The organism is Wolbachia endosymbiont of Cruorifilaria tuberocauda (assembly GCF_013365475.1).
Lineage (GTDB): Bacteria > Pseudomonadota > Alphaproteobacteria > Rickettsiales > Anaplasmataceae > Wolbachia.
On record NZ_CP046579.1, the window covers coordinates 724131 to 738791 of the forward strand.

9 protein-coding genes, 1 tRNA gene and 1 pseudogene are annotated in these 14661 nt (G+C 31.9%); 3 read left to right on the plus strand and 8 right to left on the minus strand.

From position 1 onward, the window contains the following. From nusA to GOY13_RS03515, 4 genes and pseudogenes are all read right to left on the minus strand, one after another. The gene (gene nusA / locus GOY13_RS02885) at positions 1 to 1563 is read right to left on the minus strand and encodes a transcription termination factor NusA (protein ID WP_175814309.1); all 1563 of its coding nucleotides are present in this window, start codon (positions 1561 to 1563) and stop codon (positions 1 to 3) included. A gap of 1795 nt (positions 1564 to 3358) precedes the next feature. Beyond that, positions 3359 to 3478, minus strand: coding sequence for a hypothetical protein (locus GOY13_RS03505; protein WP_246214294.1), 120 nt, complete (start codon positions 3476 to 3478; stop codon positions 3359 to 3361). Between the two features lie 501 nt (positions 3479 to 3979). After that, a complete protein-coding gene (locus GOY13_RS03510) occupies positions 3980 to 4420 on the minus strand; it encodes an aconitase family protein (RefSeq protein WP_246214295.1) in 441 nt (146 codons plus the stop codon). A gap of 318 nt (positions 4421 to 4738) precedes the next feature. After that, positions 4739 to 5047: pseudogene (locus GOY13_RS03515) on the minus strand (aconitase family protein). A gap of 597 nt (positions 5048 to 5644) precedes the next feature. Here GOY13_RS03515 and GOY13_RS02895 point away from each other — a divergent pair. After that, positions 5645 to 6892: an IscS subfamily cysteine desulfurase gene (locus GOY13_RS02895; protein WP_175814310.1), complete on the plus strand. Its 1248-nt coding sequence runs from the start codon at positions 5645 to 5647 to the stop codon at positions 6890 to 6892. A gap of 1246 nt (positions 6893 to 8138) precedes the next feature. Continuing rightward, positions 8139 to 9128, plus strand: a complete 990-nt coding sequence (gene hemB / locus GOY13_RS02900; RefSeq protein WP_175814441.1) for a porphobilinogen synthase — start codon at positions 8139 to 8141, stop codon at positions 9126 to 9128. Between the two features lie 674 nt (positions 9129 to 9802). Here the strand turns inward: hemB and dapA are convergent. From dapA to GOY13_RS02920, 4 genes are all read right to left on the minus strand, one after another. Then, positions 9803 to 10747 carry a 4-hydroxy-tetrahydrodipicolinate synthase gene (gene dapA, locus GOY13_RS02905; RefSeq protein ID WP_175814311.1) on the minus strand — a complete coding sequence of 315 codons (945 nt, stop codon included), beginning with the start codon at positions 10745 to 10747 and terminating at the stop codon, positions 9803 to 9805. Between the two features lie 9 nt (positions 10748 to 10756). Further along, positions 10757 to 11230 carry a single-stranded DNA-binding protein gene (gene ssb, locus GOY13_RS02910; RefSeq protein WP_175814312.1) on the minus strand — a complete coding sequence of 158 codons (474 nt, stop codon included), beginning with the start codon at positions 11228 to 11230 and terminating at the stop codon, positions 10757 to 10759. Positions 11231 to 11297: 67 nt separating this feature from the next. Continuing rightward, positions 11298 to 11371 (minus strand) — tRNA-Arg (locus GOY13_RS02915). A gap of 1958 nt (positions 11372 to 13329) precedes the next feature. After that, positions 13330 to 13515, minus strand: a complete 186-nt coding sequence (locus GOY13_RS02920; protein WP_175814313.1) for a hypothetical protein — start codon at positions 13513 to 13515, stop codon at positions 13330 to 13332. A 178-nt stretch (positions 13516 to 13693) separates the two neighbouring features. On the opposite strand from GOY13_RS02920, the gene GOY13_RS02925 reads away from it, so the two are divergent. Beyond that, the gene (locus GOY13_RS02925; RefSeq protein ID WP_175814314.1) at positions 13694 to 14329 is read left to right on the plus strand and encodes a hypothetical protein; all 636 of its coding nucleotides are present in this window, start codon (positions 13694 to 13696) and stop codon (positions 14327 to 14329) included. The last annotated feature ends 332 nt before the right edge of the window (positions 14330 to 14661 follow it).

The following is a 14661-nucleotide window of genomic DNA, read 5'->3' on the forward strand; positions in this document are numbered from 1 at the left end:
CTATATTACACCAAGTTTCTTACGTGCTTCCATGATTATCAAATCGACTACATCTCTTAAATCCTCTCTATTGCTTTCTGAATCAGAAAGTATACTACAAAATTCATAACTAGATAAATCTGCTACGTCTTCTAAAGTTTTAATACCATGTTTGCTGAGAGCAATTTTACCATCTATTGACAAGGGCAGGTTGATTACATCATCTTCCATACCTAAAATTTTTAATTCCTCTACTTTTTTATCATTTTTTACTTTCAAGTATTTTTTTGCTCTGCTACGTAGCTCACTTGCAATATCTTCATTAAAGCCTTCTATCGAAGCAAGCTCTTTAACCGAAGCATCAGATATATCTTCTACACTTGAAAAACCTTCTGTAACTAACAATTGGCCCATGATTTCCTCTAAATTTAGAGCTTCAGCAAACAAAGCTGAACATTGGCTCAGCTCTCTATTCCTTCTTTCTGACTCTTGCTGAGTACTCAGTATTTCAATCTTCCACCCGATAAGCTCTGAAGCCAATCTTACATTTTGACCTTTTTTCCCTATAGCTAAGCTTAATTGATCTTCTGGAACTATTAATTCTATACAATTTTCATTTTCATCAATAATAACTTTTGATACTTCTGCAGGAGTAATTGCTTTAATAACAAACTGCCCAAGATCTGAAGAGTAATTTATAACATCAATTTTTTCCCCATTCAATTCATGTATTATGGTTTTTATCCTTTCTCCCTTAACACCAACACAAGCACCTACTGGATCTATGTTCTTATCAGGAGAAAAAACAGCAACCTTAGACCTTGATCCTGCATCTCTAGCTATACCTTTGATTACCACTAGACCATCAGCAACCTCTGGTATTTCTTGATTTAATAATGCCTCTAAAAATCCTCCATGTGATCTAGAGAGAATAATTTGTCGCCCATCATCAGAATGTTTAACAGTTTGTATATAAGCTTTAACCTTATCACCTTCACGAAAGGATTCACCACCGATTAAATTTCGCAATGGAAGATATGCTCTAGCCCCATTTATATCTATAATCAAATCTGAATACTCTACTTGTTTAACAATACCACATCTTATTTCTCCTATCTTATTTCTAAATTCCAAGTACTGTTTCTTCAATTCTTCATACTTAATTACTTGAGCAATTCTTTGCTGGGCAATTCTTGCTGAAGCAAGATCAGTACTCAGAGAAAGGAACTCATTAATAGTATCTCCAACTTTTGCGTCCTCTTTTATTAACTTAGCTTGAGTAAGAACAATTGATTCATATTCATTATTTTCTTCCTTACCTAACCCATCATCAATAACTTTTAATTCTCTGTATAAAATAACTTTTCCTGTACTTCTATCTACATTAACTACAACTCTGCTTTTATTACCATATTTTTGGTAAGCTACTGCTTCTATCGCACTCTCTAATGCCTTTATTATCACCTCAAAATCTAGACCCTTCTGAAGTGAAAGTTCTGCTGCTGTTTTTACTATATCGATATTCCCAACTAAGTCACCTTTATCACTCTTCTGCTTGATACTACTTTTACGATTAGCAACCATAATAAATGAATCCTATACAACTAATTAAACTATTCTTAGAATAGGCAAAAATAATACTTTCAATAGTAAATAAGTACTAATCTAAGTCAAGCCTTTTCACATCTTCACATTATAAGCAACATAAGTCTAGACAAACTAGAACTATTTATCTATCCAATTAGAGAATACTCCATATACCAACATTCATTTGGATGTTAACTCACTAGCGGACTATAGTGTATCATATGCAACCTGTAAAAATCGATATTAAGTTTATTAACATATCACTTAGGTAAAGTGCTAACATAAAATTCTTTAAGAGAAGATTCAGATATAAAAATACTTTAACTTTCATGCATTAAATAGACATCAAAGCATAGTAAAAAGAAACATTAAATTCAATTTAGCACATCCTACATATAGGATACCATCATTATCATTGTTTCCTGTCATAAAAGCAGTAACTGAACAGAGCTATCTAATGCTCTATTACCACACATTATAACCTAGAAATTTTAAGCTATAGATCACACATGAACAGAAAACTTGTGTTTCTCAATATCTTTATGATCCCAGTTCACTTTATTGTTATTGAGATATCTGCTGGCAGCTTTTCACTATCTCAACAGAAACCAAGAGATTTAATAAATAACCCATTATAGAAACCTGCATGCCATGACACTTCCCCTATGCAATCTTTATAGGAATATCATACAAAACTGCAACAAAAAGTATTACTTTCCTTTCCTTACTATAAAATATGTTTTCATGTCAATACCTTAACGCCAACACCTTCTAAAATTTTATATTTAAAATGAGTTAGACACTAATCAGTTTTCATAATTTCTATGAAAGTTGTAAAACATTATGATCATAACTGTAAAAAAGATCATTTGTATTACTCGAGTCTAGTTTCAAGAAGTGGTTGTAAATACAACTTCAAATACAACAAAATGCAAAAGCAAAATAAGTTACACATGCTTTAGCTGAAGCTTTTGTTCTTTTCAAAAGAAGAAAAACACCTGAAAATTAACTAAAATATATATTCAGTGTATAATAACTTTAGAAAAAGATTTAAGCTCTCATCTTTTTACATTTTTTCTTATTTTTAGTTACATTATCGATAAGATGCTTTTTACTACATGATCAATATCAACTCTAGTCCTATTGTATCACAAGCTCTTAATTCTAAGATGTATTACAATCACCATAAATGAAAATACTATAAGTATAGAAACGTCATCAACCATCACTCAAAAAAAATACAGAAGTAAAACATCTGAAGAAATTCTTAAGAAAGAAAACTACCAACAATCATAGCTACAATTTGTAATTTTCAGCAATAAGTAGTATAATAGGGCAATTATTGCTAATAACCACTCTATTAATTATTTTAATAATTTGTATTAAACAATCAAAAACTACACAAAAGACTTCATTATTTAGCAATAATATCTTACCTAGGAAGTACTGGCATCCCTGAAAAAGACAAGTATATTTTTCAATATCTTAGCTTCATTTGGTATCTAGAAGGCCTCATGGGAAATGATTTCTTATTCCTCTGTAACTTGTTGTGACCTACAGCACCTATTTGTCGCAGCAAGCTTGAAATTTTAGACCAGTACAATAAGGAAAACAGCAAGCAGAAATTTCCCTATCATCAAAAATTGCTACTTCTAAAGAATGAAGCAGTTTCCACCCATTAACACTAAAATCAGCAACCTTCTAAGTCAAATATCCCATTTTTCACTATCATTATATGTCAATGAAAAAAGCCGATTGTCTCTTTATACTTACTGCTCAAAGCTCTACGTAATCACAGCTTTAATTCCAAGTAACGCAACACCCCCCCTGCTGCCCAATCCCTACTTGACTTTGTACCATACTCTTTTCCTGCAATAATAACTAACGGAATATCGTCTTCCCTATAATGCATTGCAGCATCAAAAATCGATATAGTCTCTTGAGAAGAAATATGCTTTGTGTAGCCTATTCAATATTTACCATTTCATTCCTTATTCTGGGATTAGCAAGGTCCACACATCATCCACATTATGGTTGCCACGACGGATCCATATGAATTAAAATCCCATAACTCAATTCTAAGATCCTTTAAATACAGTCCAGCAGACTATTTGAAGTAATACCTCTCTGCAGGAGAAATATGATCAGTAGTCATACTGTCACCAAACACTGCTAGCCTGTATGCATTCCTTATGCTAACTACATTGTTTTTATAATCATTCATTAACAAATCAATGAAATAAGTAAGATTTTATATATAAGTGCTTCTCACATTCCAGTCATAGACTTCGCTTTTCCTGTATTTTATTTTTTGCTAACGATCATCACCACAGAAAATATTTCTGTATCTTTGTAAGAACATCTCACGTGTCACAACACTTCTAACATAGTTTTCAATTTCACTGCTTGTTGGTCATAAATCTTTTAGATAAACACCACACCCATCTATACTTTCACATATAGGATCTTTTGTTAGGTCAATTCGTACAGTGCCTGCAAGTGCGTATATGATAACAAGTAAATGAGATACCAAGCAGTTAGCTTTAGCCAAAGGATGGATTCTTCCCTTAAAGTTGCGATCACCAGATAAAACTGTAGCAACAGTTAAGTTTTTGCTTTTTATATCATTTGCTACATCTTTACCTAGCAGGCTAGAATTCCCGATGCATGTTGTACAGCTGTAACCAACTAAATTAAAGACTAAAGCATTTAGATACTTTTGTAATCCTGACTTTTCTAAATAGTCCATCGCAACTTGTGCCCCATGGAGCAAGAGAAGCTTTATCCAAGGTTTTTTTGATTTTATTCCAAGTTTAACTGCACTGCGTGCTACAAGACCAGCAGCAATCATCATATTTGGGTTTGAAGCAATTAGTACAACTAGTTATTGCAGCAATAACCACACTTTTATCTTGAAGTCCGTCACCTTCTCTCAATTCGTTAACTTAAAAAGATTTAGAAAAAGATTCCGAAACTTGGAAAGCAAAATTTTATCTTATGGTCTTTTTAGACCAGCCATTACTGTTTGCACACTTGATAAATCAAACTCTAGTATATCAAAAAATGATAACCTATTATTACATTGCAATAAACCTTGCTCTTCTGCATAAACTTCAACCAACTTAATTAACCTTTCTGGCCTTCTAGTTAGATCTAAATAATCTAGAGTTTTCTAATCAATTGGGAAAAATCCACAAGTTGCACCATACTCTGGTACCATGTTTGCTGTTGTTGCTCTATCTGCTACAGACAAGTAACCAACCCACTACCGTAAAATTCTACAAACTTACCAATAACACCTTTTCCCCCTCAAAACATTTGTAATTGTCAGTACAAGATCAGTCACAGTTGCTCCTTCTGATGGTTTCCCGGTTAATTCAAACCCTGCTACTTCTGGAATTAGCATGTTAATTGGTTGACCAAGCATTACAGACTCAGCTTCTATTCCACTAACACCCCAAACCAAGAATTGATAAACCATTAACCATAGTGGTATGACTATCTGTACCCAACTACAGTATCAGGGTATACAACTCCATCTTTGTTGCATACAACTTGTGCTAAGTACTCAATATTCACCTGGTGACAAATCCCTTTGGCCAGGTAGTATCACTCTAAAATTCTTAAATGAGTAGATTGCAGATACAAGAAATGCATCAGTATAAAACTACCATGTAGATTTTACTAGTCCAACTATCGGATTGAAGTGTTTACTTACTTCTGTAGCTTGCAATGAATTCAATGATAAAACTTAATATGTTCAGTTTTTTTAAACATTGCATATTTTTTGAACTAGTTTTTTTACAAGCTAAAATACTTTTATAAGTCTTATGAAACCTTTTAGCAGAAAAATACAATATGAGAAATGAGCTATTTTTCAGGTTTTATTACTCAATAAATTTTTAAACTAACTCATGAATTAATGAGTATTTGCCTTTATTTATGTTATAAATAATACTGCTTCTATGGTGACAATGTTTTCAGCTGAACTTTATATTTTAGAAAAATTCATCTTGAAAGAGTTAAGCTTTAATGTTATAAAATGCTGTAATTTTCCACTTAAGCTTTTATATTAACTATGAATGTAAAAAATAAGAAAGTACATAATACTAAAGTAAAGCTACCAATATTTCTTGACTACCAGTCAACTACTAAAGTAGATCCTCGTGTTTTAAAGGTGATGATACCTTATTTCAATGAGTTTAGCAATGCACATTCCAGGAGTCATTCATTCGGTTGGATTGCTGAGGAAGCAGTAGGAAAAGCAAGAAGGTATATTGCAGATCTAGTAAATGCAGATAGCAAAGAAATTGTCTTCACCTCAGGTGCAACTGAGTCAAATAACATGGCAATCAAAGGCATCGCTTATTTTTATAAAAATAAAGGAAACCATATAATAACTGTCTGCACAGAGCATAAGTGCGTTCTGGACTCTTGTAGGCACTTAGAGAATGAAGGCTTTAAAGTTACTTATCTACCTGTTAAGCGAAGTGGGATTATTGATTTATTGAAACTAAAAGAAGCAATTACTGACAAAACAATTTTGGTCTCGGTAATGATGGCCAATAATGAAATTGGTGTAGTGCAACCTATCAAAGAAATAGGTACAATATGTAGAGAACACAATATATTTTTTCACACAGATGCTGCTCAAAGCTTTGGGAAAGTGCCAATTGATGTTAATGAAATGAATATTGATCTTATGAGCCTTTCCAGTCATAAGATTTATGGGCCTATGGGAATAGGTGCATTGTATGTTCGAAGAAAGAATCCTCGTGTTAGGCTAACACCACTAATTAGTGGTGGCGGGCAGGAAAGAGGCATGCGTTCTGGCACAGTCCCAACTCCTCTCTCAGTTGGTTTCGGGGAAGCAGCGCGTATTGCTAAAGAAGAAATGAAAACAGAAGCAACTAAGTTGGAAGAATTAAGAAACATTTTGTATAGCAAGATAAGAGAAGCATTCCCTGATGTTGTTCTTAATGGAGATTATAAAAGCAGAATCCCCGGCAACTTAAACTTAAGTTTTCCATATGTTGAGGGTGAATCTCTCATCATGGCAATTAAGGATTTAGCGGTCAGCTCTGGTTCTGCATGTACATCTGCATCTCTCGAGCCTTCTTATGTTATAAGGTCACTAAATAATGGGCATGATCTTGAGCATTCATCAATCAGGTTTGGTCTTGGCAGATTTACAACTAAAGACGAAATTCTATACGCAGCAGATCTCATTGCTAAAAATGTTGGACGACTGAGAGAGATGAGCCCACTCTGGGAAATGGTGCAAGAAGGGGTAGATCTAAGTACTGTAAAATGGGACCTTCATTAAATCCTATTCATGAATAACATTGGTAAAGAAAATTAAGAAGTCTAATAAAAGGCCTATTCCTTCAAAAGGAGCAAAGGTGATAGACTTTAAGGAACTCAGGTTTAGACAAAAATAGTTTCTAAAGTACTCACTTATTTTGACATCAAAATAGCTTAGCTATATAAGTGAATTACATCATTTTATAGAAGTTTTGGCAAAAATGAAGACAGGTAGAGGCTTAGTGGTATTGATAAATTAGGAATGTACTACAATCGTTAACCACACCACATTAGAGCAAATTTAGCATCAATAAAAGTGCATAACTAAAAATGCAGCTGATAGTAATTATAATAATTGTTGATAACTTTTTAAATTAATCTCTTGTAATTTTCCTAAGTCTCTCAACAAAAAATAAAATCTAATCTTAAAAAATCTTAGTAACTAGTGTTAACAAATCAAGAGTTTGAAACAAGCGCTATTATAAATAGTGAAATTGCCTCTGATAAGCAGAATATTAATGTTTTTCAGAATAATTCCTTACAAAAAGGAGTGGAGTATAAGTAATTACTTAGATCAGATTACTAGAAATAATGGTCTTAAAATATATTCTATTATGTGTCTGGAGCTTATTAAGAAAATTTATCAATTAAATTATATCAATGATAGTCTCTTTTACTTCTATTCTCTAAAGATTGACTACCTTTACCTATAATATACTGTATACAAAAGCTAGTAGATCTTAAAAAGACTTAATTCATTTTCATTTAGTTTGTACAAATCTACAAAAAACAGAGCAGAATAATTAAAAAGTACATCAGAAAACATTTTCCTTGTATATTAAGAAAATAGTAGGAAAATTATCAATAATAAGGTTTGCGTATGGTAAGTTAAAAAAGATCATTGAAACGAAAGAGATAAGTAGAGAATAAAGGAAGAGTAATAAATTTACAGGAAAAACTTTTTGGAATAAAATTGATCATCTATAAGCAAAGTTACATAAATCAGCTATAAAAAGGTAGTTGAAAGTTAAAACAAGCTAAACTATCTGCAGATAAAACTAACCTAAGGTTTATGTTTCTTTGGTGTTACTGATCAAAACTATTGACATTTTTGTTTTAGTATATAATAAGAAAGCTTCATATAATGAAATAAGTTGATTAACACGATAGATAAATTGCACATCTCTTCACAAGAATAAAATTTGAAAAAAAACTATATAGATGTTATAGATATTTACTTTTATCAAAATAGTCATAAAGAAGATATGATGTTTAATTTTCCAAGCACACGTTTAAGACGTAGGCGCTTAAGTAAATGGATTCGAAATTTAACAAGTGAAAGCATTTTATCAGTAAATGATTTGATTCTTCCACTCTTTGTTCATGACAGAAAAGAAACAACTGAACCAGTTTCTGGTTTGCCAGGTATAAAATGCTACTCAATAGAAGGATTAGTTTCTATAGCTCAAGAAGCTGAGGATTATGGAATTAATGCTATTGCTATTTTTCCTGTAGTTGATAGCAAGTTAAAGTCTAAAAATGCAGAGGAAGCATACAATCCAGAAAATTTAATCTGTAAGGCAACTTATGCTGTGAAATTAAATGTACCTAACATTGGTATCATCGCAGATGTTGCATTAGATCCATACACTACTCATGGCCATGATGGCCTTCTAAGAGCGAATTTGGTAGATGTAGAAAATGATGAAACTGTGTCAGTATTGTGTAAGCAAGCACTTGTTTTGGCAGAAGCAGGATGTAATATAATTGCTCCCTCTGATATGATGGATGGCAGAATAGGGAAAATAAGAAAAATATTAGATGATAACAACTTTCAAGATGTGTTGATACTATCTTACGCAGTAAAATACTGTTCCAGTTTCTATGCACCATTTAGACAAATTGTTGGCTCATGCATACCATCAAGTCTAATCGAAAAAGATAGTTATCAAATGGACTATAGAAATATAAAAGAGGCAGTTTGTGAAATTGAAATGGATATAAATGAAGGTGCAGATTTCATTATGATAAAACCAGGTATGCCATGCTTAGATGTAATCAAGACAGCAAGTGATAAATTTAATTTCCCGATTTTTGCTTATCAAGTGAGTGGTGAATATGCAATGATAAAAGCTGCAACAAACAACGGATGGCTGAATTACAATAAAGCAATTTATGAGTCCTTAGCAGGGTTTAAACGTGCTGGTGCAAGTGCAATACTTACATATGCAGCGCTTGATGTCGCAAAAATTTTATAGCATAGAAACCATAATGTGGATCTTGTTCTTTATAAGAAGCCAAGTCGGTCTCTAGAACACTAGACATGTATTTAACAAGTTCCGCTAGAAACTTCGCCTTAAAGTACCATTATTTTGAATAATATCAACTAAGATACTATTTTATCTCTTTTCTCATCAGAGAAATTTCTAAGTACTTAAAATCATCACAATATGAAACAAATTCAGTGTCCATTCACTGAATAGTACCTTAAAGACCTCCTAGGACTGACAGCTTAACTAGTACAGATTAAAATTATGATATACCTGGAAATCTTAGGCATTAGAACATACAAATTAGAGCATACTAGAGACTAACTAAAGAGCTTTAATTTATAATTTACATTCGCTATAAAAATTATAGTAATGAGGAAGGAACAATTATGTGAGATTAAAAAAGGATCCACGTGTGCGCTACCCACCTCTTACTATAGCATATAATGTTTACTAGTCTTTCTCCTTGAATCAGATGGTATTTAGTTGTAGTAAAGTACAAAGGCATGTAAATTAATTTTGTTCCTTTTCATAGAAAATTGAATACTCTTATTCACCACTAAACTTACTAGGCAATTCTTGATAAGTAAAACTTAATATCCTCTTTTTTGACTGCTATGCACAGCTCAAAATTGAGAAAGTTGGGAATTATTGCCTTTTACCTAGTAATCATCCAATTCTTCCAACTCATAGACTATTTTATTAGCTTGTCTTAATGTTTCCATAGAAGGTAAGTCTTCCGTGCTGAGTGGTAGTCGAACAGTTCCGTACTCTATAACACCAATATCATGCAAGAGCGCTTTAATAGGTATTGGGTTGCTAGCAACACATAGCGCTTTACAGGCTTGTTGCCAAATATTTGTCAAATCTTTTGCTAGGCTTCTTGTCATTTGAGCAGATATTTCATCCCTAGATTTCATTGCCATGCCCTGAAGTGGTAGTAAGCAACGTTTAACATACTCATGTGCTATACATGGCCAAAGGTTAGAAGCAACAGAAACTAAACCAACTGCACCATAAGTAGCCATATCAAGTATCATATTATCATCACCACAAAAAATCTCAATATTTGGCGCAACTTTCTTATACTCAACTAAAGTATCAACAGTTCCACTTGAATCTTTAATAGCCCAAAATTTTTCGTGGTTAGATAAATTATGCACAGTTTCTACATAAAGACTTACTCCTGCTCTTGATGGAATATTATAAAGCATAGCTGGTACATGTGCCTTTTCTAGTAGTTTCTCAAACCATAAAGTCTGTCCTACTGTTCCAGGCTTTGTATAAATTGGAGTAGTCATTAAATAACCATAAATAGGCATATCTTTGCAAAAATCAAGCCACTCGAGCGTTTGGTATAAATTCACCCCAGGTACACCAACTATAATTTTCATACTCAATTCCAGCTCGCATACAAAATTAACTAACGTACGTCTTTCATGATCAGTAAGTGACAGACACTCCCCAGTGCTACCTAGCAACACTACACCGTTTTCGGCTTTAGCCTGCATCATAAGTAAACGACATAGACCTCTATAATCTATGTCTCCTCTATAGTCAAAAGGAGTAACACAAGCAGTCCATAGAAATGGAGATAATAATTTCAATTGAAGTTATTAAAATGGTATTTCATCTTCAATCAGCTCTTCTTTTACTTCACTATCAAAATTTTTGTACTGACCCTTCTGCTCTACTTCGTGCTGCTTATATTCATTTGATTTATAATCAAAATTTTGTCGTGAATCCAAGAGTATAAGAGTGCTGTTAAAGTTTTGTAGTATCACTTCTGTGATATACTTTTCACTTCCGTTTTGGTCAGTATATTTTCTAGTTCTTAAAGAACCTTCAATGTAGATCTTACTTCCCTTATGCACAAGATCTCTAATAATTTTTACTAATCCCTCACTAAATACTACAATATTATGCCACTCGGTCTTTTCAGAGCGTATACCAGAAGATTTATCAGTCCAACTTTCAGACGTAGCTATTGAAAAACTTGCCATTTCTTTCCCATTTTGCATAGTTCTAATTTCAGGTTCTCTTCCTAAATTACCAATTAGTATAACTTTATTTACTGTACCAGTAGACATGATTGTGCTTTAAATATAATTCTCTAACATTATGCTATATTAAAGCACTACCGTCAAACTAATGAAATGCGCTCGGAGGGATTTGAACCCTCTACTTTTGCCTCCGGAGAGCAACGTTCTATCCAATTGAACTACAAGCGCGTACATGTATTGAGATAACTAGTAAGCAAGATTATTTAGTCGAGTTTTGATCAAGTAAATAAAACCAAAGTTACATTAGTAGAATACTCATTTTGAGTTGCTTTCTGCCTTTTTATCATGCTCTACCCGTAGATCACACAAAAATTACTAATTTTAATCACATAATGTAGTCTCCAGCTTTATTCATAAATAGCTTTCTATTACATCTATTTTTTATGCATTAGAAGGAACATAAAATTCAATCTAAATTTGTCACCTTGTACTTGAAACAAACTAATGACACTTTTTATAGCTCATAAAGAATATAATTAAAATCTTAATATTTTATCAACTAGCCTATTCTAGCATATTATCAAAAAACACTTTTTATACTATAAACTGCAAAATAAAGCACCAAATCATTCTTTAATGTTTCTATTATTATGCATCTAAGGCTGTAAACCTATTCTTTTATGTTAATAAAGTGTTTCTCTATATAAAAAAATTCTGTTTAATTTTAGCATTCCTTTATTCAGTCAAGATCCATCATTAATACATTGCTGATGGATATATCCTCTGAAACTTCCGTAATATCTTACGTCTGTAACATACATTAACCTTAAAAATAGCAAGTAAAAGCAGAGTTTTACTTTTATTATCGAATCTATTTAGTAGAGCATACCACAAAGTATATTAGCTACCACCATTTCTATTACATAGCACATGCTATTAAAATATAGATTCATAGCCAAAGCACCGTACTCTTTCTCCCTTTAAAAAAAGAATTTTACTATAATACAACCAGCAAACTTAGAGGAATCACAAAAACATAAATATATTTCTGTGATTGAACTAACACTCAAGTCAACTAGACTTCTACTTCACACTCTTAGGCATATGGATCTCTTATTATATTGTATCTTCATATAGGTAGAAAGCCCACAACTTAAATTGGGCAACATGTTCTTTGTTGTAGAAACTTAAAGAAAAACATCCTACCATAAGTTTAATTTTCAATGATTTCCTTTTCTTGAACTTTAATAATTTCTAAATTTACAGAATATATCTCATCAATATAATCTTTCTTATTTCATAAATGATAACATAAAACAAAAGCTCTATTCATTCAATGAACAATAAAGGCAAAAATCAACTGATTGCAGATCTTCTTTTTAACCAATAGCAATACTTGTTAATCATTCCTGATTCTAATAAAAACATAGATACATTTTATTCTAATAGCAGGCAAATTAGAAATACTATGATATATATGAAATCATTGATTCATTCTTTACAGTCTCTGTATCAATAAAAATACCAATTACCATGTTGAGAGTGAATCATTCAAGCCATATTGATATAATGCTTTTTTTTCATTACACAATCTTACTCAAATGAGTGAAGTTCTATACCAAGTGACTTTAATTTTATATGATGAAAACTTACACAAGAGTTAAATGCTCTACCTTAGGTAAAATGCTGTAAAGCTATTAAATACTAAAAAATCATAAATTTATTCATTTTTACATAGAATCTTCATATGAACTTATTAAGTACCTAGAACTTCCTTTTTTATTGAAACCCATCAGCGACATTGAGATGTGATTAGAAATATAAAATCAAAGTAAAACATAAAAAATTTAAGAAAGTTCAAATAGATAACCTTGAAGATAAGGTTATTTCACTCGTATTAAAAATAACCTGACTTTTAATCTGAGAATAAAGATTTAATTTGTAAACTATCTTTAATACTTTCAGTATTACTATGTAAGAGCCAATCAGGTCATTCTCCTTAGTAAACAGTGTTTAAAAGAAAAAACTTAGCTTATATCATCATTATTGCAACAAAATCTTTACCTTTACTCTTGTTAAATAAGTGAACATCGAACTCTCACTACCATTAGGAGGAACTGTATCAGGTAACTCTAATCGATCGATTCAGTATCAAATATAAGATATTTCTTACCTAATAAGAATCATTAACTAAAATCAGGTACTGCTCTTGCTCTGTTGTCTCTGTCATAGTAAAACACTTTTTTACTAAAAATATTATTTTCAAAACATAGCAGTATCCTATCTCCAATAGGAAGAACGAACCTACTACCAGATTTTGAATTGAATACATTAACAGAGCATAACCCACATACAACCAAAAAATAAATCACTTCACTATTGAATATCACAGGAAATTTTATTTATAAATCATGCAACAATGTTGCTCATATCACAATGCTTAATAAATACGTAATAGTATAAATAAGAAAATCTATTCAATAATTTTAATTGACATAAGACATTAGCATAGTTATTGCTAACATAGTATTAATACAAGTGGGGTAACAAATGGGCACTTCTAGAATTTCATCTTCATTAAAATATTCAATTGCTACTTCTTTGCTATGTGCATCTGTCCTCACAACTGGAATATTTATTTACCCTATAAGCTTAGCAATTCATAGCTCCACTGCAGTACCACCACTTTATGCAACAATTGTTTCTATTTCTATAATAATTGCATTGAGTTCAGCAATGTATCTTTCTAGGTCAATTCTCCCTATACTAAATAATAAAGAGTTCACCTGTAATCTAATCAAAGAGAGACAAAATATCAATGATGCTAGCACACAAACACCACAAATGACAACAGGCATATTGCCATTTTTATCCGCTCCAGACTTAAAGGAATCTACTATAACTAGTATATCAACTTCTTCACTATTGCCACCTTCTATTACTATAAGTAAAAATTCGAGTGCAACGTTTATGTCATCTCCTCCTTCTTTGCTACATCAAAGCACCAATGTACCACCGCCTCCACCTCTCCCACCAATCGGAAACCCCATTGGTAGTACTGTAGAAAAAAATCTCTCTATTACTAAACTCAAAGGCAACAATAAAAATTTTCAGGATGAGTTAAAAGAAAAGTTACAGAAGATAAAGGGCAAAATAGCAAAAGTAAGCAGACATGAGATCCTGTAAAAGTTAAATATAGAAACCAGAGTGTGCAGGATACCAACAACAGAGAGTAAGATCAGTGTGTTAATTACTCTATTTGCTGGAAAATTTTAAAGGTATTATGAAACTATAATCATAGCAAATACATTAATATAAATAGGGAAGAAAATAACAGATAATCTTCTGGTCATCATTTTGATTTAAATTAAGTATATTATGTACTTACAATATTAAATACAACAGCTATAAATAGAAACTTTCTTCTGCAAAGGAAATAGCATGTTAAGAAGTTGGGAGTGAAGAAAAAACTCATTTACACTTAGGCATCAAGAAACAACTGATTATATTATCATATT

Bases quoted from the DNA above. Each gene is read 5' to 3' on its own strand.
- nusA (WP_175814309.1), bottom strand. From the start codon at position 1,563: ATGGTTGCTAATCGTAAAAGTAGTATCAAGCAGAAGAGTGATAAAGGT.
- GOY13_RS03505 (WP_246214294.1), bottom strand. From the start codon at position 3,478: ATGCATTATAGGGAAGACGATATTCCGTTAGTTATTATTGCAGGAAAA.
- GOY13_RS03510 (WP_246214295.1), bottom strand. From the start codon at position 4,420: ATGATGATTGCTGCTGGTCTTGTAGCACGCAGTGCAGTTAAACTTGGA.
- GOY13_RS02895 (WP_175814310.1), top strand. From the start codon at position 5,645: ATGAATGTAAAAAATAAGAAAGTACATAATACTAAAGTAAAGCTACCA.
- hemB (WP_175814441.1), top strand. From the start codon at position 8,139: ATGTTTAATTTTCCAAGCACACGTTTAAGACGTAGGCGCTTAAGTAAA.
- ssb (WP_175814312.1), bottom strand. From the start codon at position 11,230: ATGTCTACTGGTACAGTAAATAAAGTTATACTAATTGGTAATTTAGGA.
- GOY13_RS02925 (WP_175814314.1), top strand. From the start codon at position 13,694: ATGGGCACTTCTAGAATTTCATCTTCATTAAAATATTCAATTGCTACT.